Here is a 26050-nt window from a genome sequence, read left to right on the forward strand (position 1 = left end):
CCTGGCTACGGTGAGCTCAGACAGGTTCATACGCAGGGGGACAAATGATTCTAAAACTGGATTCGGCCGAAGTAGAAAAGGCAATCGACCAACTTCGCTCAGTAGCTAAGACGGTGATAAGGGGGCAGGGTGGCAAACAACTGGCCTCCCTCGCCAGCTTCTCCGACGCCGGCGGTTTGGACGAGGCGGGCGAGCGGCTCAGCCCGATCGGGGACGAGCGCGCACCGGAGGCGAACCAGGCCATCGCGCTGTATCTGAAGCACACCGCGGATAACCTGTGGCTGGCGTTGACCAACACGCAGCAGACTGATGAGTCGTTCTCCGGGATGATGGGCTCACTGCTGGCACCGCTTGGTGGCCCAGCTGCTGCGCTAACTCCGATGTACGCCCAAGGCTTCCAGCAGCTCAAGGCCGCGGACCCGAAAACCAACACGTTCGACAACGCGGCCGTGTCTTCTGCGTCGGAGTCTTCGCTGCTCGGCGCGGAATCGAACCTGAACCTCACGGATACGTCCTTGGCCTACTCAGCGTCGGACTTTTGGACTTCCAACGCCCAACTCATCGAAGACGCCATTGAGGAACTCAACGGCGTCCACCACGCGCTGAGCACGTCCGCGGACACGGTCTGGATCCAAGAGGCGATGAAGAAGGTCACACAGATTCAGAATGCGGGTTTGGAGTACGTCGCTAACTCGCGTTCGCTCGCCAATCACACCGAGGCGCTTGGCATGGCCGCTGACTCGGAGAGTATGTACGCTTCCGCAGCCGCTGCCGCCTACGCCGCCGCGGAAGATCCGAAGATTAAGTCGCAGATCGAATCGGATTACCTCAGCTCGTATTCTTCCCGCGTCACGTCCGGGCTCCAGCCGGCGATTCCTGCGTTTAACCGGCTGCTGCCGGACGCGGGCAAGCTTCCGTCGACGCCCTACGCTAGCACCGACGTGCCCGCTCCGGCGACAACGTCGTACACGCCGACTGAGCTGCCGCCCGGGCTGCAGGAAGTGTTGACCAACCGCGGCTACGGCGACCTCGCACACGCGAAGTCGCCGGCGGAGGTCATCCAGCAGTACGGCCGCCCCACTCCTGAGACCTTCGAGCGCATCGCCGCAGGCGCGGCTCCCACCCAGTCCGCCTCCGCTGTTATGGCCCCGCCTGCCCCTTCAGCAGCAGGAAGCTTAGCGACGAGCACTCCCGCCTCCCCCACCAACCCCCTCACCCCCACCATCGGTGGATTCAACGGCACGCCTCAGACCAACGCCGGTACGAGCACCGCCAACACCGGCACCGGCACCGGCACCGCTGGACTCGGCCTCGCACCGGGCAACGCCGTCGCGGGAGGTCGCGGCGCAGCTTCTGGCCAAGGCACCAGCACAGGGCTTGCCAACAACGCCCGCCCTGGCGCAGGCGCAGGCGCAGGCATGGGTACCGGTGTCGGTGGCGGCCTCGCCAACGGCCGTGGTCTCGGCGCTGGCGCCAACGGGATCGCCGGTAGCCAGCGCGGCGGCGCGTCACTTGGGCCCGGCTTCGGTACTGGCGCCGGAACAGGCGCTGGAGCTGGATCGAACGCCGGAGCCGGAGCGGGCCAAAGCACAAACGGGATGCGCCCAGGTATCGGCGGCACTGGCGCGGGCGGCACCGGCGCACACGGCGCGGGCTCGTCCTACGCCGCCGCCGGGTCACACGGTGCGGCAAGCCAAAACGGCCACGGTGCACGCGGCGGCGCCTTCGCTGCGGGCCCAATGGCGGCTGATGCCAACCGGGGTCGCGGGCGCGACAAGTCAGGCTCGAAAGTCCGCACCGTCACCAGTGCGGTGGAGCGCGACGGCAACCTCAAAGCGCTGCTTGGCGACGCTCCCCTGCTCCTGCCAGCAGTCATCGGCCACAACGTGCGCGGCTAATCCCGCTAGTTCCCGCCGTGACCGGCGGGCAGATCCAGGTCTGCCTCCTGGCCAGGTTCGACGATGGCGAACTGGCCCATCATGCCGCTGTCTTCATGGTTGAGCATGTGGCAGTGGTACATGTACGCCAAGCTCGGATCCGGGTAGTAGCCCATCTCCACGAGCAGGCTCACCGTGGCCAGCGGCGGGACGGTGATGGTGTCGTGCCAGCCGGTGGTGAATTCCAACTCGCCGTTTTCCACGCCGATGACCGCGAAGCGCGCGTCGTGGATGTGGAAGTTGTGGGCCATGTCGTCGTTCTCGTTGGTCACGTGCCAGATCTCTGGGCCCTTGTGGTCCACGGTGAAGTCCACGCGGGTCATGTCCATGGTCTTGCCGTTGATCTCGGTGCCGTTCAAGCGGAACTCGCGCTCCACCTCGACAGAATCCGCGTCAGGCACCTCGAACGGCACCAGGGAGTCGGCAAGCTCGGGTACCTCGGGGGCGTCTTCCGACGGCGCTGCGATCTCGAGCAGGTCGAACTTGTCGGTGAAGCCGAACATCTCCGCGGTTTCCCTATCCGGCATGCCGCCTAAGTCCGGGACACCGTCGCTGCGCAGCTTCAGGTCCTTACCCGGCTCAAGGTCCACCACGATCTCCACGCGCTCGCCGGCGCTGAGCAGCACGCCGTCGACCTCGACCGGAGCGTCCAAAAAGCCCTGGTCCGTGGCCACCACATAAAACGGCTTGCCCAAGGACAGGTGGTGGAAACGCATCGTCGCGCCGTTGAGCACGCGCAGGCGCACACGCCGGGTGGTCGCCTCGAAGCGCGGCTTGGTCATGCCGTTGACCATGACGGTGGAGCCGACCCAGCCGTTGTCCTCGTCCAGCTGGCCGTCCTCGGTGAAGTTCGCGTCGGTGATGATCACGGGGATGTCGTCTACCCCGTAGTCCTTGGGGAGGCCGGGGAAGGCGGAGTCATCGTCGTCAAGCACGAGGCCCCCGGCAAGGCCGCGGTAGGCGTGGACGGCGGACTTTTCGTGCGGGTGCGGGTGGTACCAGCAGGTCGCGGCCGGCTGGTCCACGGTCCACGACGGCGACCAGGACTCGCCCGGGTCGAACATCAGCGCCGGCCCGCCGTCGGCGGTCGCCGGCAGGTGCAGGCCGTGCCAGTGCACGACGGTCGGCTCCGGCAGCTCGTTGTGCACCGTCATGTCGATTTCCTCGCCGCGTCGCATGTACAGCGTCGGCCCCTGGTACGGGCCGTTGAAGCCCCAGGTTTTGGTCATGGTTCCGGGCACGATTTCGAACTCGCCTTCCTGCGCGGTCAGTTCGAAGCGGCGCACGTTGCCGTCGAGCTCGCCTTCGTACAGCGACGGGATGCGCAGCGGGCGCGCCTCGTCGTCCGCGCCCAGCGGTTTGGTTTGCGAGGACTCCAAGCACGCCGTGCCCGTCGCTGCCGCGGCCAGCGCCGCCGTCGCGAAAAGTGTGCCCCTGAAAAACGTGCGTCTGCTCATTGCCATGTCCGCCTCCCGGTTCGCTGATACTCTCATTCGACCCTACTATCCGCTGTATGCACAACGATCAACGCGAGGAACGCAACGCACGCCGGTTCATCTGGTCTAACGGCCTGCAAAACATCGGCGACCAGGTCGTCGCGCCGAAGACGGTGCTGCCGTGGCTGTTCGGTACTGCGGGCGTGCCGGCGGTTTTGACCTCGTTCCTCGTGCCCATCCGCGAATCCGGCTCGATGCTGCCGCAGGCGTTTTTGAGCCCGTGGGTGACCTCGAAGCGCTCCCGCAAACGCGTGTGGCTCCTCGGTTCGTGGGGCCAAGCCATCGCCGCCGGGCTCATTGCGTTGAGCGCATTGCTTCTCGACGGCGCTCCGCTCGGCGCCGCCATCCTGATCTTGCTCGCCGCCCACGCACTGTTCCGCTCCCTGTGCTCGCTGGCCGGAAAAGACGTGCAAGGACGCACGATCTCCAAGGGCCGCCGCGGCGACATCACCGGCCGCGCCACCGCCCTGGCCGGCGCGTTCACCCTCGCGATCGGCCTGATTCTCACGTTTTTGCCGAACAACTTGCCGCAGTGGGCGCTCGCCGCGCTGCTCGCCGTCGGCGCTTCGACGTGGGCGCTGGCGTCGCTGGTCTTCAGCGGGATCGACGAGCCGGAAGCCGAACCCGAGGCCAAGGACGGCCAGAGCATGAAGGAAATGTGGGCGCTGGTCAAAAGCGACCGGGACCTGCAAAAATTCCTGGTGGTGCGCTCGCTGATGCTGGTCACCGCCCTTTCCACCCCGTTCATCGTGGTCATGGCGGGCAACGAGGGCGCGGACCTGACGGGCCTCGGCGCGTTCATCATCGCCTCCGGCGGCGCGTCGCTTCTGGGCGGCAGGGTGTCGGGCAGGTTGTCCGACAGGTCGTCGAAAAGCACGATGGCCTGGGCCGCGGGCGTGGCCTCGACCGTGATCGTCGCCCTTGTTCTCAGCGCCCGCTTCGCCCCGGCCGGGGTGAACGCCTGGGTCATGCCGCTGGGCTTTTTCCTGGTCAACCTCGCCCACACCGCGGTGCGCGTGAGCCGCAAGACGTACCTGGTGGACATGGCCGACGGCGACAAGCGCACCATGATCACCGGCGCCTCCAACACCGTGATGGGCGTGGTGCTGCTGGTCGTCGGCGCGGTGTCCTCCGCGATCGCGGTGCTCGGGCCGCAGGCTGCGCTGCTCTTCCTGGCCGTCGTGGGCTACGCCGGTGTTGTCGGCGCGCGGAACCTGAAAGAAGTCTCGGCGGCCGCCGCCTAGGCGTTATGCTTGTGGCCGACAAAAACCCGCTACAAATCACATAAAACAAGGAGCATTCGAGTGCCTACCCACTTCGAACGTGCCGTTGTCGTGCTCGCGGCCGGCGCCGGAACCCGCATGAAGTCCGACCGCCAGAAGACGCTGCATGAGATCGGCGGGCGCAGCCTGCTGTCCCACTCCCTGCACGCAGCCGCCGGTGTGCACCCCAACCACCTGGTTGCGGTTGTCGGCCACCAGCGCGACCAGGTCGCCCCGGCCGTGGAGCAGATCGCCGAGCAAATGCACGTGGAGATCCGCCAGGCCATCCAGGAGGAGCAAAACGGCACCGGCCACGCCGTCCAGGTGGGCCTGTCCGCGATCCCGGACTTCGACGGCACCGTGGTGGTCACCAACGGCGACGTGCCGCTTCTGACGCCGGAGACCCTGCAGGCGCTCGTGGAAAAGCATGAGTCCGAGCACGCCGCGGTCACCGTGCTCTCGCTCGAGTTCGACAACCCCACCGGCTACGGCCGCATCATCCGCGGCGAGGCCGGCGACGTCCTCGAGATCGTGGAGGAAAAGGACGCCACCGACGAGCAGCGCAAAGTCCGCGAGGTCAACTCCGGCGTGTTCGCCTTCGACGGCAAGGTGCTTCGCGACGCACTCACGCGCGTCACCCCGGACAACGCCCAGGGCGAGTTCTACATCACCGATGTGTTGAGCATCGCGCGTGGCGACGGCCTCCGGGTCACCGCCTTCACCGCCCCCGACGCCCGCGAGCTGGCCGGCGTGAACGACCGGGTGCAGCTGGCGGAGGCCGGCAAGGAGCTCAACCGCAGGCTCGTCGAGAAGGCGATGCGAGGCGGTGCGACCGTGATCGACCCGGACACCACCTGGATCGGCGTCGAGGTGGAAATTGGCCGCGACGTGGTCATCCACCCGAACACCCAGCTGTGGGGCTCCACCGTCATCGGCGACGGCGCCGAAATCGGCCCCGACACCACCCTGACCGACATGGAAGTCGGCGCCCGCGCCACCGTCGTGCGCACCCAGGGCGAGCTCGGCGTCATCGGCGAGGAAGCCACCGTCGGCCCGTTCACCTACATCCGCCCCGGCACCGAACTCGGCGCCCGCGGCAAGCTCGGCGGCTTCGTCGAATCCAAGAACGCCAAGATCGGCGAAGGCTCCAAGGTGCCCCACCTGACCTACATCGGCGACGCGACCGTGGGCAAGCACTCCAACATCGGCGCAAGCTCCGTGTTTGCTAACTACGACGGCGTGAACAAGCACCACACCACCATCGGCGACTACTGCCGCACCGGCTCCGACACCATGTTCGTCGCACCGGTCAACATCGGTGATGGCGCCTACACCGGCGCGGGTACAGTGGTCACCGAGGATGTGCCTGCCGGCGCGCTGGCCATCAAGGAAGGCCGCCAGCGCAACATCGAAGGCTGGGTGGAAGACCGCCGCCCGGGCACTGACGCGGCTGAAGCAGCAAAAAACGCGAAGCGAGAGGGTTAATTACATGACTGGTTACTCCACCGAAAGCCACAAAGACCTTAAGGTCTTCACCGGCCGCGCCCACCCGGCCCTCGCAGAAGCCGTGGCCCAGGAGCTCGGCATCGAGCTGGTGCCCACCACCGCGCGCGACTTCGCCAACGGTGAGATCTTCATCCGCTTCGAAGAATCCGTCCGCGGCGCCGACTGCTTTGTCATGCAGTCCCACGCCCAGCCGCTGAACAAGTGGCTGATGGAACAGCTCATCATGATCGACGCGCTCAAGCGCGGCTCCGCCAAGCGCATCACCGCGATCCTGCCGTTCTACCCCTACGCCCGCCAGGATAAGAAGCACCGCGGCCGCGAGCCGATCTCCGCCCGCCTGATCGCGGACCTGCTCACCGCCGCCGGCGCGGACCGCATCGTCTCCGTGGACCTGCACACCGACCAGATCCAGGGCTTCTTCGACGGCCCGGTGGACCACATGCACGCCCAGCCGATCCTGGTGGACTACATCAAGTCCAAGTACCCGCTGGACAACCTCGTGGTGGTCTCCCCCGACGCCGGCCGCGTGAAGACGGCCGAGAAGTGGGCCAACATGCTCGGCGACGCCCCCATGGCGTTCGTGCACAAGACCCGCGACATCGACGCCGCGAACAAGGTCGTGTCCAACCGCGTCGTCGGCGACGTCGACGGCAAGGACTGCATCCTCATGGACGACATGATCGACACCGGCGGCACCATCGCCGGCGCCGTCGGCGTGCTCAAAGAGGCCGGCGCGAAGTCCGTGGTCATCGCCTGCACCCACGGCGTGTTCTCCGACCCGGCCCGCGAGCGCCTCAGCGACTGCGGCGCCGAAGAGGTCATCACCACCGACACCCTGCCGCAGGACACCGAGGGCTGGAGCAACCTCACGGTGCTGTCTATCGCGCCGCTTTTGGCCAAGACGATCCACGAGATCTTCGAAAACGGCTCCGTGACCACCCTGTTCGAGGGCCAGGCGTAAACGCCGCGGTTCGCCGGGACTCAGCCGGGGCAGCACTTGCGCTGCCCCGGCTTCACGCATACGGGAAGGAATAAGGATGTACGAGCGCTACGCCCCGTCGGTGGATTTCACCCCCGACCTCGAGCACGCGAAGTCCATGTTCGACAACGACGCCACCCTGGAGTACCTCGGCGCCACCATAACGCGGCTTGAGCCGGGTGTGGCCGAGGGCGAGTTCACGGTGGAGGCGCGCCACGCCAACGGCTTCGGCGTGTGCCAGGGCGGCGTGCTGTTCACCTTCGCCGACGCGCTGTTCGGCGGCGCGTGCAACTCGCGGCGCACCGACCCGACCGTCAGCGCGCAGTCCGAGATGATCTTCCTCGCGCCGGCGAAGATGGGCCGCACCATCCGCGGCGTCGCGCGCGAGCGCCACACGTGGGGCAGAAACGGGCTTTCGGACGTCACGCTTTACGACGGCGACACCGCCATCGCCGAATTCCGCGGCATGTCCCGCACCACCACCCGACCACCGACAGGAAACTAAACCGTGAGCCAGAACGACAGCCTGCAAGAACAGGGGCTGAACAGGAGCGTCAAGAGTAGGCAATTGATGATGATTGCCTTTGGTTCGTCGATAGGCACGGGCCTGTTTTTGGGCTCCGCCGGATCGATCCAGTACGCCGGGCCCGCGGTGCTGATCTCGTTCGCGCTCGTCGGGGTGATCGTGTACTTCCTCATGCGCATGCTCGGCGAGATGGCGGTCGAGCACCCGGTCTCCGGGTCGTTCGCGGCGTACTCGCGCGCGTTCATTGGGCCGGTGGCCGGCTTCATCACCGGCTGGAACTGGTGGTTCACCACCGTCGTGGTGGGCATGCTGGAGCTGACCGCCATGGGCACGTTTTTGGACTACTGGTTCCCCGGGCTGCCGCACTGGGTCACCGCGCTGGTGACCCTGCTGCTGGTGGTGGTGCTGAACCTGTTCAACGTGCGCGTGTTCGCCGCGACGGAGTACTGGCTGTCCTTGATCAAGGTCGCGGCGCTCGTGCTCATGATCGTGCTCGGATTTGCGCTCGTGGTGGGCCTGGGACCGGACGAGGCGATCGGATTTTCCAACATCACCGAGCACGGCGGGTTCATGCCCAACGGCATCTCCGGCGTGCTGTTCGCGCTGGTGGCGGTGACGTTCACGTTCGGTGGCATCATGTCCATCGGCACCGCCGCCGGCGAGGCGGACAATCCGGAAAAGGCCATCCCGCGCGCCGTGAACTCCGTGGTGTGGCGCATTCTGGTGTTCTACCTCGGCGGCATCGGCACCATCTTGCTGCTCGCGCCGTGGAACGAGCAGGAATCCAACGAGAGCCCGTTCATCCGCGTGCTGTCCGGCGTCGGCTTCGGCCCCGCCGCCACGGCGCTCAACGTGGTCATTGTGGTGGCGGTGTTCTCGGTGCTCAACACCATGACGTATTCGGGCGCGCGCATGCTGCGCGACCTCGCCAGAAACGGCCAGGCGCCCCGGGCGTTCGCCGCCACCAGCGCGAAGGGTCTGCCCACCAAGGCCTTGCTTTTCGACGCCGCACTGATGGGCACCGTGGTCATCCTCAATTTCTTCTTCGAAGGAAAGATCTTCGCGGTGCTGCTGGCCATCATCGCCGGTACCGAGCTGATCACCTGGGCGGGCATCTGCATCTCGCATCTGAACTTCCGCAAGACATCCAAGAGCGCGACCTTCCCCGCCCCGCTCTACCCGGTGGCCAACTGGGTTTGCATCGTGTTTTTCGTCCTCGTGCTCGTGCTGATGGGTATTCTTCCGGAATACCGCATGGGCCTTGCCACGCTGACCGGCTGGATCATCGTGCTGGGCCTGATCTCACTGACCACCCAGAGGAGCCGCGCATGATCCGCCCCGACCTTGACTCGCTGCCCGCGTATGTTCCGGGCGTGCGCAACGAACGCGCCATCAAGCTGTCCTCCAACGAATGCGCCGAAGCGCCGCTGCCCAGCGTGCTCGACGCCATGAGCAAAGCACTCGGCGAGGTCAACCGCTACCCGGACATGGGCGCGGTGCAGCTGCGCGCGGCGCTGGCTGAGCACCTCGGCGTGGCGCCCGAGCAGGTTGCGGTGGGCACCGGCTCATCCGCCCTGTGCCAGCAGCTGGTCACCGCCGCCGCGGGCCCGGGCGACGAGGTGGCCTTCCCGTGGCGCAGCTTCGAGGCCTACCCCATCTTCGCCCAGATCGCGGGCGCGACCCCTGTGCCTGTGCCGCTGACCGCCGACCACCGGGTGGACCTGTCTGCCCTCGCCGCGGCCGTTACCGAGCGCACGAAGCTCATCTTCGTGTGCAACCCGAACAACCCCACCGGCACCACCGTCACGGACGCGGAGTTCGCCGCGTTCATGGACGCGGTGCCCGCAGACGTACTGGTCGCGCTTGATGAGGCCTACTTCGAGTACAACCAGGCAGCCGACACCCCCGTCGCCACCGAGGTCATCAACCGCTACCCCAACGTTGTGGGGCTGCGCACCTTCTCCAAGGCGTACGGGCTGGCGGGCGCGCGCATCGGCTACGCCTTCGGCCCGCAGGTCGTTATCGAGGCGCTGAACAAGGTGGCGGTGCCGTTTTCCGTCAGCTCCGTCGCGCAGGTCGCGGCACTCGCGTCACTTTCGGCTTCAGACGAGTTGCGTGCGCGTATCGACGGCACCGTGGCCGAGCGGAGCCGTGTCGTCGACAAGCTTGGGCTCGCAGAAAGCCAAGCGAACTTTGTGTGGCTGCCCGGCGCCGGCCAGGAGCTGGCGGACCGGCTCGCCGCAGAAGGCGTGCTGGTGCGCGTTTTCCCCGAGGGCATCCGTGTGACCGTGACCAACGCGGAGGAAACCGACGCGCTGTTGGAGGCCTTTTCCCGTGCGCAGTGAGCGCCGCCGCGTCATCGCGGCCACAACTATCGGCACCGCCATCGAGTGGTACGACTACTTCCTCTACGCCGCCGTCGCCGGCCTGGTGTTCAACCAGGTCATGTTCGGCCCGCTCGGGCCCGCGGCAGCGACAATCGCCAGCTTCCTCACCGTCGGCCTGTCGTTTTTGTTCCGCCCGTTGGGCGCGGTGCTGGCGGGCCACTTCGGCGACCGGCTAGGCAGGCGCGGCGTGCTCATGGTCACGCTGTTCACCATGGGCACCGCCACCGCGCTGATCGGGCTGTTGCCCACGTATGAGACCGCCGGCTGGATCGCGCCGGCCGCGCTGGTGGTCCTGCGCATCCTGCAAGGCACGTCCGCCGGCGGCGAATGGGGCTCGGCAGTGCTTTTGGCCGTGGAGCACGCGCCGGACAACAAGCGCGGACTCTACGGCGCCGGGCCCCAGGTGGGCGTGCCGGCAGGGCTCTTGCTGTCCTCTGGCGTGCTGGCGCTGATGACCATCATCGCCCCCGGCGAGGCGTTCATGCAGTGGGGCTGGCGCGTGCCGTTTTTGCTTTCCGTCGGGTTGACGGTGTTGGGCTGGTGGATCCGCACGGGCGTCGACGAATCGCCGGTGGTGGAGGAAATGCGCGAGGTCGGAGCACGCAACCCGGTCGGCTCGCTGTTCAAGCACCACGCGGGGCTCGTTATCGCCGCGGCGTTGATCTTCGCCGCCAACGGCACGGTGGGCTACATGACCACCGGCGGCTACATCCAGAACTACGCCACCGACCCGGCCGGGCTCGCCTTGGAGCGCGGCGACATCCTCTGGGCCGTGACGGCCTCCGCCGCCACCTGGCTGTGCACCACCGCGTTCGCGGGCTGGGTTTCCGACATCATCGGCCGGCGCCGCACCCTCCTGATCGGCTTTGTCGTGCAGGCAGCCGGTGTGCTGGCCTTGTTCCCGCTGGTGAACACCGGGTCGCTGCCGAAGATCGCCGCGGCGCTGATCTTCCTCACTGTCGGGCTCGGCCTGACCTACGGCGAGATCGGCGCGTTCTACGCCGAGCTCTTCCCCGCCTCCATCCGCGCGTCCGGTGCGTCCATCTCCTACGCGCTCGGAGCGATTCTAGGTGGCGCGTTCGCCCCCACCATCGCCGCTGCTCTGCGCGAGGCAACCGGCGGCACCGCCGCGATCACCGTGTATTTGATGGCGGCGACGGTCACGGGATTCGTCGTCACGCTTTTGATGCGCGAACGTGGCGGCATCCCGCTGGGGCACGAGCACGAGGAAGCCCAGGCGAGCGGGCATTTTGTGTGGCAGAAGCCGCCTGCTACCCTGTAGCAGTCTCGGCGAGGGCCTTCCAAGGCCGTTATCGACGCGATTTTGAGATCCTTTTGCGATCACTCGACGAGCACATATCCGTTTAGTGGTCGCAGGCAAGGCCTGTGGCCCTTCCACACGAAGGAGTACAACATGGCTATTACCCCCACCGTTATCAAGGGTGAGCGTCGCGAGGAGTTCGGCAAGGGCTCCGCACGCCGTCTGCGCCGCGACGGCAAGATCCCGGGTGTCCTGTACGAAAAGGGCATCGAGAACATCCACTTCGCGGTCGACCGCATCGAGATGACCGCAATCGTGCGTAACGACGGCGCCAACGCCATCGTCGAGCTCGAACTCGACGGCGAGAAGCTGCTGGCCATGGTCAAGCACATCGACCAGAACGTGATCACCCTCGACATCGACCACATCGACCTGTTCGGCATTAAGCGCGGCGAGAAGGTCACCGTCGAGGTCCCGGTTGTCATGGAAGGCGAGGCAGCGCCGGGCGCAGTTGTGCTGCAGGAGACCGACTACGTCGAGATCGAGATCGACGCGCTGTCCATCCCGGACGAGCTGACCGTGTCCATCGAGGGCAAGGAGATCGGCGACGCTCTCCACGCTTCCGACGTCAAGCTGCCGGAGGGTGCAGAGCTCATCTCCGATGCAGAGACCCTCATCGTCAACGTCACCTACGAGCAGGTTGACGAGGACCTCGAGGCTGAGGCCGAGGCAGCTGAGGAAGGCGGCGCTGAGGCTGGCGCCGAGTCCGAGGCTCCGGCTGAGGAGAAGGGCGAGGAGGAGTAAACCCTCCGCTCTTCCGCTCACAGCTAAGCCCGCCACCGCTTCCCCGCGGTGGCGGGCTTTCCGCGTTTTTGGGTGGGTTATCCTCGTGACCGTGACTATCTTGATCGTCGGCCTTGGCAACCCCGGCCCGCAGTACGCCGCGACGCGGCACAACGCGGGCGTGTTCGTCGTGGAGGAGCTGCTCGGCCGCGCCACCCCGATGCCGGCGCAGCTTGCGGTGCACAAGCGCACGAACACGGAGATCGCGGAGCTTGCGAAGGGGCGTTTGCTTGACGACGACCATGCGGTCCTCGCACGCACCCGGGCCTTCATGAACGTCTCCGGCGGGCCGGTCAAAGCGTTGATGGATTACTTCGGCGTGCAGCCGGCCGATTTGTACGTGGTGCACGACGAGCTGGATTTGGAGCTCGGCGAGGTGAAGCTGCGCCTCGGCGGCGGCGACCACGGGCACAACGGGTTGAAGTCCATCACGAAGTCGCTGGGCGGCAAGCCGTACAACAAGGTGGCGGTGGGTATCGGCCGCCCGCCCGGTCGGATGGCCCCGGCGGATTACGTGCTCAAACCATTCAGTGCGAAGGAGCAGGTGGACCTTGCTATCGCGTCGGCGGACGCGGCGGATGCAATCCTGCGCGCGATAGGCTAGCGCGCATGAAGCTTGCCACGATCAGGACCGGAGACACCACCACCGCCGCCCGCGTTATCGGCGAGGGAAGGGCGGTGACGTTGGGCGCGGAGGACGTCGGCAAGCTGTTGCGCGACGGCACCTTCGACGAAGGCGAGGAGATCACGTTCGCCCCCGAGGACCTCGCGCCGGTGATCCCGCGCCCCGGCAAGATCATCTGCGTCGGCCTGAACTACGCCAAGCACATCGCGGAGATGGGCCACGAGCAGCCGGACGTGCCCACCTTGTTTATCAAGTACCCGGAGTCGCTCATCGGCGCCTACGACGACGCTGAGGTGCCCAGCTTCAACGCCGACACGCTCGATTTCGAGGGCGAGCTCGCGGTGATCATCGGCACCCGCGCCCGTCACGCCGCAGACGGCGCGGAGCACATCGCGGGCTACTCGGTGATCAACGACTACACCCAGCGACACTTTCAAAAACGCACGCAGCAGTGGCACCAGGGCAAGTCGCTGGAGAAAACCGCAGGCTTCGGCCCGTGGCTGGACACCGAGTGGCAGCCGGGGCCCGCGATTACCACCACCGTCAACGGCGAAGTGATGCAGCACGCCCCCACCGACGACCTCGTGTTCACGCCGGCGAAGCTGGTGGAGTTCATCTCGCACCTCTACCCGCTCGAGCCGGGCGACGTCATCGCCACCGGCACCCCCGCCGGCGTGGGCCACGCCCGCAACCCGAAGCGCTACCTCGCTAACGGCGACACGGTGCGCGTGGAGATCGAGGGCTTGGGCGCGATCGAGAACACCACGCGGGTGTATTAGCGGCCGAGCTGGTCCAGCAGGCGGACCTCAGCCTCGGCGATCATTTGCAGCAGGGGCGGCTGGGGCGAGCGCGCCCATTGCGAGCGCGCCGGTGGTTGCGGTGGCAATCGCAATCTTGGAAAGTTTCATGCCCCTAACATCGCCCCGCCAGCTAGGGCGTTAGCATCCGCTCGATTTCGTGCGCCGGTGCGGCCATGAGGTCACCGCGGTCCGCGCCGACGAGGCAGTAGTCGTTGTCCCTGGTCATGGGGCGCAAGTACGGGTACGTCGGCGGCAGGCCCGGGTGCTCGCGGGTGAACGCGGTTTCCACCCCGCTCGCCCACCGTCCGGAAAACGCGCGCGAGACCACCGCCGGCGCGTCAGAGCGCAAAAGTTCGCGGTTGCGCGCGCTGGTGCCGGCTTCGTCCGCAAGCAAAAATGCGGTGCCGCAGGCGACAGGGACGCCAAGCTTTTCGACGTCCTCCGGTCCCCGCACCCCTCCCGCCGCGATCACAGGACCGTCGGCGAGCGCGAGCAGCTCCTCCAGCGTCCGCTGGTCCGGATCGTCGTGCTGGTCCCAGGTTCCGCGGTGGCCGCCGGCACGCGGGCCCTGGACGATCACGCCGTCGACGCCCCTGCGCTGCGCCTCGGCGATTTCGGCGGGGTTGGTCACCGTGGCCCACGCCTCCGAACCCGCGGCGTGCAGCTGCGCGATCTCGTTGTCGGTGAAGCAGCCGAACGTCGAAGAGACCACCGCCGGCGCGGCATCCAAGACGAGGGCGAACTTCTCCGCGTAGTCGGAGGAGACGTCCGGCACTGGTTGGTTGAGGCGGCGGGCGACCGCGTGGACGTCGTCAAGCAAAGGCTCCCGCTGCGGCACGAAGAGGTTGGCGCCGAACGGCGGCTCGCACGCGGCGAGCCACTCGCAGGCTTGGGCGACGGTGCAGGTGCCGAGCGCGATAAACCCGAAGCTCACCGTGTTGACGAGTGCGGGCGTGGACGGCCCTCCGGCCATGGGTGCTGCGATCACGCGTGGAAAGTCCATGGCTAGAGTATGCGTCATGTTCGGATTCTTCAGGCGCAAACGCACCCCCAAGCTGGAGGCGCAGTGGCTCGTGGTGGGGCTGGGCAACCCGGGCGAAAAATACGCCGCCACCAGGCACAACGTGGGGTACATGGCGCTCGACGAGTTGGCCGGCGAGCTTACGCCGGTGCCGGGGGTCAAGGCGCTCGTGCAGGTGCGCGACGGCGTGGCTTACGCCCGGTCCACGACGTACATGAACACCACCGGCGAGGCCGTCGGCCCGCTGGCGAAACAACTGGGCGTGGCGCCGGAGCGCATCATCGTGGTGCACGACGAGCTGGACCTGCCCGCCGGGAAAGTGCGCGTGAAACTCGGCGGCAACGAAAACGGCCACAACGGACTGAAATCCATCACCGAGCACCTGGGCACCCGCGACTACCTGCGCGTGCGCATGGGCATCGGACGCCCGCCGCAGGGCATGGCGGTGCCGGACTGGGTGCTCTCCCCCATCGACGGCGACATCTCCGGCCAGGTCGCGCTCGCCGCCAAGGCTGTGCAGTTGATTGTCAGCGAAGGCGTAGCCAAAGCACAGAACGTGATCCACGCAACACGGTAGGTTGTGGGGCATGACCCGCCATGCCATGTTCGACAGCAAGTACCCTCCCGCAGAAGGCCTTTACGAACCCGACGAGACCACCAGCGAAGTCTGTCTCCAGCTTTGCCACGGCTGGGGCTCAGCCATGATCATCAGCGGACTCGAGGACGATGGCGTCCCCGTGTCCGTCTTCGAAGAGGTCCGCGACGAGTACGCCCGCTTCGTCCCCGAGGCCTCCGAGGACGCCAAGCGCATCGAAGCCCTGCGCGAGGCACTGGCGAAGCGCGACCTCTCGTTTTCCTTCGACACGGGCTACGACAAGGGCGAGGCCGCCGACGACGGCGCCGACCTCGCCCGCGAAGAAGGCCGCAAGGGCTACGCCTACTGCACCATGCAGGACGTGGACTGCGTCATCCACATCGGGCGGCTCTACGTCGGCTTCAGCTCGCTGGACAACCCCGGCGACGAGTCCGACGCCGAGATCGGCCAGGCAGTCGTTGAGGCGCTCGAGGAGGTCGGCTTTAGCCCTGAGTGGAACGGCAAGCAGACCGGGCGCATCACATGCGAGGGCCTGAAGTTCGAGCTCCCGCTCGCGGACTAGCCCAGCTTCTCCTCCAGGTCGCTCAGCGCGCGCGTGAGCGCCGCCTGCTTGTGCCCGCGCGGGGCGAGCTCGCCGCCCTCGCCGTCCTCGCCGAAGATGTTCAGCGCCACCTGGTTGCGGATGTCCGTCATGGACAAATTCGCCACGATCTGGCGCCAGTGCTCCACCGCGCGCACGCCGCCGTCCGCACCGTAGCTCACGAATGCCACCGGCTTGCCGACCCACTCGCCGAACAGCGAGTCGAAGGCGTTTTTCATCGTGCCCGGGATGGAGTGGTTGTACTCCGGGGTGACAAAGACGAACCCGTCGCAGGCGTCCACGGCCTCGGACCAGGCGGTGACGGCCGGGTCGTCGTACTGCTTGTTCGCCGCGCCCGGCACGACCTCCGCGATGAGGTGCGGAACGTCGAATTCAGCCAGGTCGAGCAGGCGGTAGTCCGCGTCGCGCTCGGCGGCGGCCTCCATCACCCAGGCGCCGACTTGGCTGCCGATGCGGCCCGTGCGTACAGATCCGAGAAACACTCCGATTGTTGTCATGGGCACGACTGTACTTGGCCGAAGGTGCGTCGATAAGCTAGCTGCTTATGAGTACCGTTTCCGAGGCCGCGCGCCGCCGCACATTCGCCGTCATCGCCCACCCGGACGCCGGTAAGTCGACGATCACGGAGGCGCTGGCGCTGCACGCGCACGTCATTTCGGAGGCGGGCGCGGTGCACGGCAAGGGCAACCGCAAGTCCACCGTGTCGGACTGGATGGAGATGGAAAAGGACCGCGGCATCTCGGTCGCTTCCTCGGCGCTGCAGTTCGAGTACGCGCCCGACGGCCACGAGGGCGAGCCGTACGTGGTCAACCTGGTGGACACCCCGGGCCACGCGGACTTTTCCGAGGACACCTACCGCGTGCTTTCCGCCGTCGATGCCGCAGTCATGCTTATCGACGCAGCCAAAGGCCTCGAGCCGCAAACCCTGAAGCTCTTCCGCGTGTGCAAGGCCCGCGGGCTGCCGATTGTCACCGTGATTAACAAGTGGGACCGCGTGGGCCGCGAGCCGCTCGAGCTTGTCGACGAGATCGTCTCCGAGATCGACCTGCAGCCGACCCCGCTGTACTGGCCGGTGGGCGAGGCGGGCGATTTCCGCGGGCTCGCGCACGTCGATACGGAAGGCTCCATCGACGGGTATGTGCACTTCACACGCACCGCCGGCGGCTCCACCATCGCCCCGGAGGAGCACTACTCCCCCGACGAAGCCTTGGCGAAAGAGGGCGACGTGTGGGAGACCGCCCTCGAGGAGGCGTCGCTTCTGCTTGAGGACGGCGCCGTGCACGACCAGCAGCTCTTCGAGCAGTGCATCACCTCGCCGATTATCTTCGCCTCCGCGATGCTGAACTTCGGCGTGCACCAGATCCTGGACACGCTGTGCGCCATCGCCCCGGCACCCGAGGGCCGTGCGTCCGACCCGAAGGCGGTCGAGGCGTCCACCGCCGCGATGGACGAGCAGCGCGACATCGGCGACGACTTTTCCGGCGTGGTGTTCAAAGTCCAGGCCGGCATGGACAAAAACCACCGCGACACCCTGGCGTTCATGCGCGTGGTCTCCGGCGAGTTCGACCGCGGCATGCAGGTCACGCACGCGCAGTCCGGGCGGTCGTTTTCCACCAAGTACGCGCTGACCGTGTTCGGCCGCAGCCGCGACACCGTGGAGACGGCGTACCCCGGCGACATCATTGGCCTGGTCAACGCCGGTGCGCTGGCGCCCGGCGACACGATCTACGCCGGCAAGAAGGTCCAGTTCCCGCCGATGCCGCAGTTCGCGCCGGAGCACTTCCGCACGCTGCGCGCGAAGTCGCTGGGCAAGTACAAGCAGTTCCGCAAGGCGCTGGACCAGCTGGATGCCGAGGGCGTGGTGCAGATCCTGCGCAACGACGCCCGCGGCGACGCCGCCCCCGTCATGGCCGCCGTCGGCCCGATGCAGTTCGAGGTCATGCAGGCGCGCATGGAAAACGAGTACAACGTCGAGACCGTCACCGAGCCGATCCCGTACTCGGTGGCGCGTCGCACCGACGCCGAATCCGCGCCGGAGCTTGGCCGTCAGCGCGGCGTGGAGATCTTCACCCGCACCGACGGCGAGCTCATCGCCCTGTTCGGCGACAAGTGGAAGATCGCGTTCGTGGAGAAGGAGCACCCGGAGCTGACCATCGAGCCGCTCATCGCGGACTAGCGCTTCGCGGTGAGGAACTCCCGCATCGCAGGCCAATCGCGCTCCACCTGCGTCTGCCCGGCCGCGTAGTTCGCCCGCAGCTTCTCCGCGTCGAGCTCGGTGGATTCGACTCCCATCGCGTCGGGGAAGAAGAGGTAGGCGTTGCCGGCGGCAGCTTCGTCGATAAGCGATTGCTTCGCGGCGTTGTAGATGCCCGGCCGAGCCACCATGGCGTCGGCGACTTTCGGCGTGTTGCGCAGGATGCGGCGCACGGCGCGCTCGCGCTTTTGCGGCCCCTTGACGTAGTCACGCGGGCGGGTGAGCACGGCGAGGAAACGCGAGTAACCGGCGGCGCGGGCGGCGTCGATGAGCAAACCGCCCGAGGTGCCCAGCGCGCCGTCGACGTAGGGCACGCCGTCGATTTCGCGCATCTTCATCAGGATCGGCAGCGTCGACGAGGTCCGCGCGGCAAGGGCGACGTCCTCCAAGGTGCGCAGGTCCTCGCGGTTGAACGCCACCGTCTCCCCCGTGTCGGCGCGCACCGCCTCGATGTGGACCTCCTCGGTGGTCCGGGCAAACGCGTCGAAATCGAACGGCAGGACGTCCTCGGATTGCTCGTACGCCCACTCGCCGTTGATCAGGCCCTTGCCCCGCACCACAGAGCGCCAGCCGCCGAATTTGGGGTTGCCCACGAACTCCGTGAACGCGTTCTCAGAGCGCCACGTGTCGCGGGAGGCGAAGTTCAACGCGTGCACCGAACCGGCGGAAATGCCGCCGACCCAGCCGACCTGGACCTCCTCCGCGATGAGCTTTTCCACCACCGGGGCGGTGTACGAGTTGCGGGTGCCTCCTCCCTCGAAGATGAGGGCGGTGTCGCGGGCATCAATCATGCACGCGAGCCTACGCGCACGCACTCCCCGATCGCGTCCCAGGCCACCTCCGCGAACCGCTCCGGGTCCAAGCGCCCGCAGCCTTCCGGCAGGTGGCCCCAGTACTCGGCACCGGTGACTTCCCGCAGCTCCTCGACGTTCAGGCGCGTGGGCAGGTCCGGGCTGTCCGGCATGCTCCCGCCGATGAGCCCCAGCACGTCCAGGCCCATGGCGCGGGCTTGGACGCAGGTCAGCTCGGCGAGGTTCAGGCTGCCCAGGCCGAGCGAAGTCACCACCACCAGCGGCGTGCCCGCGGCTTTGGCGATGTCGGCGAGCGTGTAGTCGTCCGCGAGCCGCACCAACAGCCCGCCGGCGCCTTCGACCAGCACGACGCGCCCGGGGGCGTCAAGGCTGCGGATCCACTCGGCGACCTCGTCAAGGCTCGGGGTTTGGATGCCCGCCCGCCGCGCGGCGAGGTTCGGCGCGAGAGGTTCCGGGTAGCGCCACCGCTCGAACGTCTCGACGCCAGCAAGCTTCTCGACGGCTGACGCGTCCCCCTGCCCCGGCTCCTCACCCGTCTGGATGGGCTTGGCGGCCACGACGTCGACGCCGCGGCGCTTGAGCACGGCGGCGATGGCGGCGGTGGCCACCGTCTTACCCACGTCGGTGTTGGTGCCGGTGATGGCGATGATCATTTCGTGGCCTCCTTGACCGCTGCCGTGATGCCCCGGCAGATCTGGGCGATGTCTTCGTCTGAGCAGATGTAGGGCGGCATGGTGTAGATCAACCGGCCGAACGGACGGATCCACACTCCCTCGGCCATGGCGGCCTCGGTGGCTTCGCGCATGGGCGCGTCGCGCTCGAGCTCGACCACGCCGATGGCGCCGAGCACGCGCACGTCCGCCACGCCCGGGGTGACCGCCAGCGGGCGCAGGCCGCGCTCGAGGCCGGCTTCGATCCGGGCGACCTGGTCGCGCCACTGCCCCTCCGCCACCATCGCCACCGACTCGGCGGCAACTGCGCAGGCCAGCGGATTGGCCATAAACGTCGGGCCGTGCATGAGCGCGCGCGGCTGCATCCCGGATGCGATCTTCTCGGTGGCGAGGGTGGCCGCAAGTGTCATGAACCCGCCGGTCATCGCCTTGCCCACGCACATGATGTCGGGCACCACGCCGTTGTCCAGGGTGGTGAACAGTTGGCCGGTGCGGCCGAACCCGGTAGCGATTTCGTCGGCGATGAGGGGGATGCCGGAGGCGTCGCAAAGTGTGCGTAGCCCTGAAAGCAACTCGGGGTCGTGGAAGCGCATGCCGCCTGCTCCCTGGACCACCGGCTCGACGATCACGCCGGCGATCTCCGGCGTGATCAGGCGCGCGAACTGTTCGAGGTAGGCATCGCGGTCGGCGGCGGACGCCCCGCGCACCGGCGGTGCCGGCGCGAAGACCTGCGGTTTCAGCGCGTCGCCCCACATCGAATGCATTCCGCCATCCGGGTCGCACACGCTCATGGTGGCGAACGTGTCGCCGTGGTAGCCGGAGCGCCAGGTGAGGAAGGTGGTGCGCTCCGGATGCCCCAGCCCGATGGCGTATTGCAGGGCCATCTTCATCGCCACTTCCACCGACACGGAGCCGGAGTCGGAGAAGAACACCTGGGAAAACACCCCGCCAGTGAGGTCGAGAAGGCGTTTCGTCAGCGTCGCCGCCGGCTCGTGGGTGAGCCCGCCGAACATGACGTGGCTCATCTTGGCAATCTGCGCCTCGGCCGCCGCGACCAGGCGCGGGTTGGAGTGGCCGTGGATCGCGGCCCACCAGGAGGACATGGCGTCGATGAGCACGCGGCCGTCGTGAAGCGTGATGCGCGCGCCTGCGGCACTGTCGACGGGGTAAGTGAACTGCCCCGGTTCCGCGTAGGGGTGCCAGATATGGGCGGCGTCGATGTCGGCGATTTCATGGGCGTGCATGAGCTAGAACCCTAGCAGCTCACCGGCTGTTTTGAACGGTGTTCAGCGCTACGGAGTTAGCGCACCGCCGGTCACCGCGAGTGTCTCGCCGGAGATGTAGGACGCGGCCTCGGACGCGAGGAAGACGTACGCGCCAGCGAGCTCCGCGGGCTGCCCCGGGCGGCCGATGTCGGAGTCTTGCGCGAAGTTGTCCACGACCTCCTTGGGCTGCCCCTCGGCCGGCTGGATCACGGTCCAGATCGGCCCCGGCGCGACCGCGTTGACGCGAATGCCCTTCGACGGCAGCAGCTCACCGGACAGGCCTTTGGCCAGGTTGTTGAAGGCTGCCTTGGTCATGGCGTAATCCAGCAGTTCCTTCGACGGCGAGTACGCCTGGATGGAAGTGGAAAAGATGATGGATGACCCCGGATCCATGTGCTTGACCGCTTCCTTGGTCACACGGAATGCGGAGTAGATGTTGGTCTTCATGGTGGCGTCGAAGTCATCGTCGGAAATATTGAGGATGCCGTCATTCCACACCTGGCGCGAGGCGTTGTTGACCAGGATGTCAATGCCACCAAGGCCCTCGACCGTCTTTTCCACCGCGGCCACGCAGTTGTCCAGCTCCTGCAAGTCGCCCGGGATCGCCACTGCTTTGCGCCCGGCGTCCTCGATGAGCTTCACAATGCGGTCTGCGTCCTCCTGCTCCTCCGGCAGGTAGGAAATGGCCACGTCCGCACCCTCCCGGGCGAACGCGATGGCAGTGGCGGCGCCAATACCGGAGTCGCCGCCGGTGATAAGAGCACGGCGACCCTCGAGCTTGCCGGATCCCACGTAGGATTCCTGGCCCAGGTCGGGCTCGGTGGCCATCTTCACGTCCAAGCCGGGGTTGTCCTGGCGAGGCTCGGCGGGAAACTCGGACGGGTACTTTGTGCGGGGATCAATCAACGTCATGCCACCACGCTACCGACGCGCCGGTGTTCAACTGTTCAAAATTTCGCGGGCCGCCCGGTCGGTCCAGCGGCGCATCTGCAACCGCCCTGCAGCGCCCCTGCTCGAGCGCGGCGGCGCCTGGATGCAGCGGCGCGAATCCATCCCCGCCTGCAGCTCCTTGGCGCGCAGTATCTCGGCATCGATTTTCACGCCCATCAGCAGCACCACGTTGACCGTCCACACGAGCACCAGCACAGCCAGCACCGTCCCGAACGCGCCGTAGGTGCTGCGCACGCCGACCAGCTTCAGGTACCAGCCAAAACCCACCCACAGCGCGCTGGCTACCGTAAGCGCCAGCGCCGAGCCGAGCGTCAGCACCCGGAACCGCCCCGGCCGCACGTTCGGTGTGAAGTGGTAGAGCACGCTGACCAGCGCGACTGCAACCACCGCGATCACGGGTCCGCGCAGGTAGTCCCACACTGGCAGGAAGATCGAGGTGAGGTACTCCAGCTCGTCTTCCAGCTGCAGCGGTCGCGCGATGGGGCCGAGGACGGCGTTGACGATGCCGTCGGTAAGCAGCGCGCCCAAAATAATCACCACCGCGCCCACGACAAGCACGAGCGTGACCAGCCACATCGTCGCCCACGTGACCACAATCGGGCGGCCTTCGGTGCGGCCGTACATGAGGTTCGCGTTGCGCGAAAACGACCGCACGTAGCCGGAGGCGGACAGCAGCGAAATCAGCACAGAGACCACGAGGGCAATCGTGCTTTGCGACGGCGTCCCGACGATCGACAACACCAACGCCAACGCATCTTCCTGCAACTCCGAGGGCACGTACGAGCGGATCAGCTCGGCGAGCAGCGAATCCGGGGCGTCCTCCTCGCGCGGCATGAGCAGGCTGAAGATGGAGTACGACGCCAGCAGCATCGGCGCGACCGACAGCAGCGTGTAGTACGTCATCGCGGCGGCGCGGTCCACCATGGCGTCGTTGGCAAAGTCGGTGATGATGCGGCGCAGCACCGACTTCCAGCCGGCGCGCGAAAGCCGGGTGCCCAGCGGGGATACGTAGTCGTGCGGTGAGACGACCACGTCGCCGGTGCCGTACGGCATGACCAGCTCAGCGCGGTAAGTGGTGCCCTTTTCTGCCATGTCAGACACTGTAACCGGCGGGTGGTGGCGAAACTGGACGCGGGTTCTCGGCGTTTCCAATTGAGACATCATAGGCGCCCAATGCGTTCACATTTAGAGCATTGGGGCTGTGCGGTCTGCTGCAGGAACTTCTTATACTAATTCCGACTTCAGACTAATCGGAACGTGTAGATTGTCCTTAGCTGTGTCTATGAGATCGTTTAGGCGCGTCTGCATACCCGTCGTGAGTGCGCAACTTCGCCTAATCAGTAGCACGTATTCATTCCAATCCTTATCTCGCTTTTCGTTCAACGTTTGAATTTCGGAACCAAGCGTAGAGGTAAGACGTGCGATACTCTCGCATAAAGCAGGCTGGGTAACCTCGAGCTCAAGAATACGTACGGCTGTTAGGCACTCCACATAGAAGTTTTCTCGAAGAGAAACACCTTCTAAATCAAGTTCATTCCGGGCTTTGCTTTGCTTTTGGTACCGAGGTAAATCAGAGAAGAGTTTGTCTCGAGTGCCACCATCTGCACGCGCTTCAGATTCACGAATCGACCTAAGACAATCTGCAACTGCTTTACGTTGCCGCGCATAGTCTTCTCGCAACAATGCATCTTGCCGTTCCCGTTCACGTCGGTCGTCATCAGCCTTTCGCCGGGTGTCTTCGGCCGCTTGGTCGTCCTTGCGCCGTTGGTCAGCTGCAGCTTGGTCTGCCCGCCGTCGTTTTTCTGCTGCTCGGTTGTTAATGAGTACTCCACCGAGTGCAATGAGGGCTACCAACAGCGACACGCCACTTTGAGAGGTAAACCAAGAGAAGAATGCCTGCATACGGCGAGTATATAGGGCCTTGCCCTACATAAACGCCCCCGCGTGCGTTAAACGATCTAAAACACAGATCTGGCATCAAGGTTTGCCGCCCGAGACAGTGGCAGCGGCAACGACACGCTCACCACACCAGGCTTGCACCGATCTACTTGATGACAACCAGGCCATGCTGTGCCCGTACCACAACCGGACGAACGACGATGACGCCCACATCAACAAGCGCGGCCGCGTGCGCTTCATCGGCGGGATGCCGGTGTGGGTCTCACCCAGGGGGTATGCGGTGCCGAACCCGTACCACCAGTTCGGGGCGATGCGCCTGCTCTTCCACTAGCGGCGGCCCTATACACTCGGCCACCATGGGACTTCTCAGTCGTGCACGGCAGCTATTGGGCCTCGGCCACACGCCGCTGGTGGATTTTCCGGAGCGGTATGCACCTTTGGACGTCGACAAGCTTGAGGTGCACACCGCGAAACTCTCCCCCGACACCGAGGAGAAGATGGTCATCGTGACCACCTCGGCCGCTGCGCTCGAGCGCATCGCCGCAGGCGGCGCGGTGCAGTTGCGGCACGCAGGCGAGCGCAACGTCACCTTCGTGCCGGTGGAGCGAGAGTCCGTACCGGTGCTGGATCCGAAGCTCGGATGGATCATCCCGGTCACACCCGCCACGGCCAAAGAACTCGCCGAATTGCCGAAAGGCCCAGGCGAGCACGAACTTTCCGCGCTGCACCTGGGCCTGATTGTGGAGTAGTTAGACCAGCCCGATCCAGTTCCAGTACGTCGCCGACAGCAGCAGGATGAGCAGGTAGCCCACGATCGTCAGCGGGATACCGGTGCGCAGGAACTGCTTGGAGGTGAACGCGCCCGTGCCGTAAGCCAGCATGTTCTGCGGCGCGGAGACCGGCAGCAGGAAGCCGAAGCAGATGACGAACTGCTGAATGATGACAAACCCGATGCCGTCATTGGGCACGTCCAGGGTGGCCGCCAGCGCGATGAAGACCGGGATCAGCGCGGACGCCAGCGAGGTCGCCGAGGCGAAGCCCAGGTGGATGAGGATGTTAAACAGGCTCACCAGCGCGATCGTGGCCAGAATCGGCATGGACGCCAGGCCGATGGCACCAAACGTGGACTCCGACAGCCAGGTCGCCGCGCCCGTGTCCAGCAGGAACTTGCCCAGGGAGATGCCGGCGGCGAAGACCACGAGCGTGCCCCAATTGATGTGTTCCTGGGCGTACTTCCAGTCCATCACGCCGATGCGGGGCGTGAGCATGATGCCCACCGCGACGATGGTGATGGTGGCGGAGCTGATGGGGTGCAGCACACCTTCGGTCGCCCAGAACAGCAGCAGCGCGACGGCGATCGCGGTGAGGCGCTTCTCGGCGCCGGTCATCGGGCCCATCTCTGCAAGCTGCTTCTCGACGAGCTCCCGCCCGCCCTCAATCGCTTCAGCCTCCGGCTTGATCGCCCGGCGCATGATGAAGTACAGCGCGATCGACATCAGCACTGACCATGGTGCGGCCCACAGGAACCACTGGCCCCAGGACACGGTCTGGCCCAGCTGGTCCTCAATGAAGCCGACGGCCACCAGGTTCTGCGCCGCGGCGGTCTTGATGCCGACGTTCCAGATGGACACCGCCTGCGTCGCGGTGATCACCAGCAGGGCCGCCAGCTTCGACTCCTTGGCCAGGCCGAACGCGGCGACCATGCCCATGAGGATCGGCACCACAGCGCCGGCGCGGGCCGTGGCAGACGGGACGAAGAACGCCAGGATGATGGAGATGACAATCGCGCCGACGACGATGTGGGAGACCTTCTCACCCGCAGTCTTGAGCACGTAGAGGGCGAGCCTGCGGTGCAGCCCTGTGGCCTGCATCGCCGTGGCCAGCGCGAGCGCCGCACCGACCAGCGCCACCGCAGACGACGAGAAACCGCTCATCGCGATGCTTAGGCCCTTGGACGCGCCGACCGCTTGGCCGGTCTCCGGGTCGGTGGCGAATGTGAGCATGATCGCGATGAGGCCGACGATCATCACCGCCGAGACCGAGTAGGACACCGCTTCGGTGACCCACATGATCACGGCGAAGGCCAGCATGCCGAGCGCGATCTTCGCCGGCATGGCCAGGCCCGAGATCGGCAGCATCAGCACCACGCCGAGTGCGACAAACGACAGGATGAACGCGACAACTTTGCCGGTGTTGCGTTCCTTTTCCACCGGTTGTTGTTCTGAGCTTGCTGCAGGTGTGACTGCTGTGGTCACGGTGCCCCTCCTTGATTCGGTTGTTATATACCTGACGCTAGTCACTCCTATAAGGCCTGCAAAATGGGATGTTCGTACGGTTAGCCAGAAGTGCGTGAGGAAGC

26 protein-coding genes are annotated in these 26050 nt (G+C 66.2%); 16 read left to right on the forward strand and 10 right to left on the reverse strand.

What is annotated here, in order from left to right:
- The first annotated feature begins 44 nt into the window (after nt 1–44).
- On the forward strand, nt 45–1898 hold the full coding sequence (locus O5O53_RS04215; protein WP_269509321.1) for a hypothetical protein: 1854 nt from the start codon (nt 45–47) through the stop codon (nt 1896–1898).
- A 5-nt stretch (nt 1899–1903) separates the two neighbouring features.
- Here O5O53_RS04215 and O5O53_RS04220 read toward each other — a convergent pair whose 3' ends face one another.
- A complete protein-coding gene (locus tag O5O53_RS04220; protein ID WP_269509323.1) occupies nt 1904–3400 on the reverse strand; it encodes a multicopper oxidase family protein in 1497 nt (498 codons plus the stop codon).
- Nucleotides 3401–3450: 50 nt separating this feature from the next.
- On the opposite strand from O5O53_RS04220, the gene O5O53_RS04225 reads away from it, so the two are divergent.
- The 10 genes from O5O53_RS04225 (at nt 3451) to O5O53_RS04270 (ending at nt 13601) form a co-directional block, all read left to right on the forward strand.
- The gene (locus O5O53_RS04225; RefSeq protein ID WP_269509325.1) at nt 3451–4677 is read left to right on the forward strand and encodes an MFS transporter; all 1227 of its coding nucleotides are present in this window, start codon (nt 3451–3453) and stop codon (nt 4675–4677) included.
- Nucleotides 4678–4737: 60 nt separating this feature from the next.
- Nucleotides 4738–6180 (forward strand): bifunctional UDP-N-acetylglucosamine diphosphorylase/glucosamine-1-phosphate N-acetyltransferase GlmU, encoded by a 1443-nt coding sequence (gene glmU / locus O5O53_RS04230; RefSeq protein ID WP_269509328.1) that lies wholly within the window; start codon nt 4738–4740, stop codon nt 6178–6180.
- A gap of 4 nt (nt 6181–6184) precedes the next feature.
- The gene (locus tag O5O53_RS04235; protein WP_269509330.1) at nt 6185–7162 is read left to right on the forward strand and encodes a ribose-phosphate diphosphokinase; all 978 of its coding nucleotides are present in this window, start codon (nt 6185–6187) and stop codon (nt 7160–7162) included.
- A gap of 76 nt (nt 7163–7238) precedes the next feature.
- On the forward strand, nt 7239–7685 hold the full coding sequence (locus O5O53_RS04240) for a hotdog fold thioesterase (RefSeq protein WP_269509331.1): 447 nt from the start codon (nt 7239–7241) through the stop codon (nt 7683–7685).
- A 66-nt stretch (nt 7686–7751) separates the two neighbouring features.
- The gene (locus O5O53_RS04245) at nt 7752–9038 is read left to right on the forward strand and encodes an amino acid permease (RefSeq protein WP_269509334.1); all 1287 of its coding nucleotides are present in this window, start codon (nt 7752–7754) and stop codon (nt 9036–9038) included.
- Entirely contained in the window at nt 9035–10051 is a 1017-nt protein-coding gene (hisC, locus tag O5O53_RS04250; RefSeq protein ID WP_269509336.1) for a histidinol-phosphate transaminase, read from the forward strand. The genes O5O53_RS04245 and hisC overlap by 4 nt, the downstream gene beginning before the upstream one ends.
- A complete protein-coding gene (locus O5O53_RS04255; protein WP_269509337.1) occupies nt 10041–11375 on the forward strand; it encodes an MFS transporter in 1335 nt (444 codons plus the stop codon). Before hisC ends, O5O53_RS04255 begins: the two co-directional genes overlap by 11 nt.
- Before the next feature lie 132 nt (nt 11376–11507).
- On the forward strand, nt 11508–12158 hold the full coding sequence (locus O5O53_RS04260) for a 50S ribosomal protein L25/general stress protein Ctc (protein WP_269509338.1): 651 nt from the start codon (nt 11508–11510) through the stop codon (nt 12156–12158).
- A gap of 85 nt (nt 12159–12243) precedes the next feature.
- Nucleotides 12244–12801, forward strand: a complete 558-nt coding sequence (gene pth / locus O5O53_RS04265; RefSeq protein WP_269509340.1) for an aminoacyl-tRNA hydrolase — start codon at nt 12244–12246, stop codon at nt 12799–12801.
- Between the two features lie 5 nt (nt 12802–12806).
- Nucleotides 12807–13601, forward strand: coding sequence for a fumarylacetoacetate hydrolase family protein (locus O5O53_RS04270; RefSeq protein WP_269509341.1), 795 nt, complete (start codon nt 12807–12809; stop codon nt 13599–13601).
- A gap of 151 nt (nt 13602–13752) precedes the next feature.
- Here the strand turns inward: O5O53_RS04270 and O5O53_RS04275 are convergent, their stop codons facing one another.
- Nucleotides 13753–14643 carry an NAD(P)H-dependent flavin oxidoreductase gene (locus tag O5O53_RS04275; RefSeq protein ID WP_269509343.1) on the reverse strand — a complete coding sequence of 297 codons (891 nt, stop codon included), beginning with the start codon at nt 14641–14643 and terminating at the stop codon, nt 13753–13755.
- Here O5O53_RS04275 and pth (O5O53_RS04280) point away from each other — a divergent pair.
- Together pth (O5O53_RS04280) and O5O53_RS04285 are read left to right on the forward strand one after the other, a co-directional pair.
- Nucleotides 14642–15220: an aminoacyl-tRNA hydrolase gene (gene pth / locus O5O53_RS04280; protein WP_269509345.1), complete on the forward strand. Its 579-nt coding sequence runs from the start codon at nt 14642–14644 to the stop codon at nt 15218–15220. The two genes, O5O53_RS04275 and pth (O5O53_RS04280), sit on opposite strands and share 2 nt — an antisense overlap.
- A gap of 10 nt (nt 15221–15230) precedes the next feature.
- A complete protein-coding gene (locus tag O5O53_RS04285) occupies nt 15231–15800 on the forward strand; it encodes a DUF6891 domain-containing protein (protein WP_269509347.1) in 570 nt (189 codons plus the stop codon).
- On the opposite strand, the gene O5O53_RS04290 is transcribed toward O5O53_RS04285, so the two are convergent.
- The gene (locus O5O53_RS04290; protein ID WP_269509349.1) at nt 15797–16336 is read right to left on the reverse strand and encodes an NADPH-dependent FMN reductase; all 540 of its coding nucleotides are present in this window, start codon (nt 16334–16336) and stop codon (nt 15797–15799) included. The genes O5O53_RS04285 and O5O53_RS04290 overlap by 4 nt on opposite strands.
- A 47-nt stretch (nt 16337–16383) precedes the next feature.
- On the opposite strand from O5O53_RS04290, the gene O5O53_RS04295 reads away from it, so the two are divergent.
- Nucleotides 16384–18015, forward strand: a complete 1632-nt coding sequence (locus O5O53_RS04295; protein WP_269509351.1) for a peptide chain release factor 3 — start codon at nt 16384–16386, stop codon at nt 18013–18015.
- Here O5O53_RS04295 and O5O53_RS04300 read toward each other — a convergent pair.
- From O5O53_RS04300 to O5O53_RS04325, 6 genes are all read right to left on the reverse strand, one after another.
- Nucleotides 18012–18884, reverse strand: a complete 873-nt coding sequence (locus tag O5O53_RS04300; protein WP_269509353.1) for a patatin-like phospholipase family protein — start codon at nt 18882–18884, stop codon at nt 18012–18014. The two genes, O5O53_RS04295 and O5O53_RS04300, sit on opposite strands and share 4 nt — an antisense overlap.
- Nucleotides 18881–19558 carry a dethiobiotin synthase gene (bioD, locus tag O5O53_RS04305; protein ID WP_269509354.1) on the reverse strand — a complete coding sequence of 226 codons (678 nt, stop codon included), beginning with the start codon at nt 19556–19558 and terminating at the stop codon, nt 18881–18883. Before bioD ends, O5O53_RS04300 begins: the two co-directional genes overlap by 4 nt.
- Nucleotides 19555–20820 carry an adenosylmethionine--8-amino-7-oxononanoate transaminase gene (locus O5O53_RS04310; RefSeq protein WP_269509357.1) on the reverse strand — a complete coding sequence of 422 codons (1266 nt, stop codon included), beginning with the start codon at nt 20818–20820 and terminating at the stop codon, nt 19555–19557. Before O5O53_RS04310 ends, bioD begins: the two co-directional genes overlap by 4 nt.
- Before the next feature lie 48 nt (nt 20821–20868).
- Complete coding sequence (locus O5O53_RS04315) at nt 20869–21753, reverse strand: SDR family oxidoreductase (RefSeq protein ID WP_239307474.1); 885 nt, start codon at nt 21751–21753, stop codon at nt 20869–20871.
- Nucleotides 21754–21780: 27 nt separating this feature from the next.
- On the reverse strand, nt 21781–22884 hold the full coding sequence (locus tag O5O53_RS04320) for a YihY/virulence factor BrkB family protein (protein WP_269509359.1): 1104 nt from the start codon (nt 22882–22884) through the stop codon (nt 21781–21783).
- Nucleotides 22885–23016: 132 nt separating this feature from the next.
- Complete coding sequence (locus O5O53_RS04325; RefSeq protein ID WP_269509360.1) at nt 23017–23694, reverse strand: phage holin family protein; 678 nt, start codon at nt 23692–23694, stop codon at nt 23017–23019.
- 97 nt (nt 23695–23791) lie between these two features.
- Here O5O53_RS04325 and O5O53_RS04330 point away from each other — a divergent pair, with 97 nt between their 5' ends.
- A complete protein-coding gene (locus O5O53_RS04330; protein ID WP_269509362.1) occupies nt 23792–24022 on the forward strand; it encodes a hypothetical protein in 231 nt (76 codons plus the stop codon).
- A 25-nt stretch (nt 24023–24047) separates the two neighbouring features.
- Nucleotides 24048–24440, forward strand: coding sequence for a hypothetical protein (locus O5O53_RS04335; protein ID WP_269509364.1), 393 nt, complete (start codon nt 24048–24050; stop codon nt 24438–24440).
- On the opposite strand, the gene O5O53_RS04340 is transcribed toward O5O53_RS04335, so the two are convergent.
- Nucleotides 24441–25946 (reverse strand): SLC13 family permease, encoded by a 1506-nt coding sequence (locus O5O53_RS04340; RefSeq protein ID WP_269509366.1) that lies wholly within the window; start codon nt 25944–25946, stop codon nt 24441–24443.
- Nucleotides 25947–26050: the final 104 nt, after the last annotated feature.

It is taken from the genome of Corynebacterium faecium, from assembly GCF_027257105.1.
Taxonomy (GTDB): domain Bacteria; phylum Actinomycetota; class Actinomycetes; order Mycobacteriales; family Mycobacteriaceae; genus Corynebacterium; species Corynebacterium lehmanniae.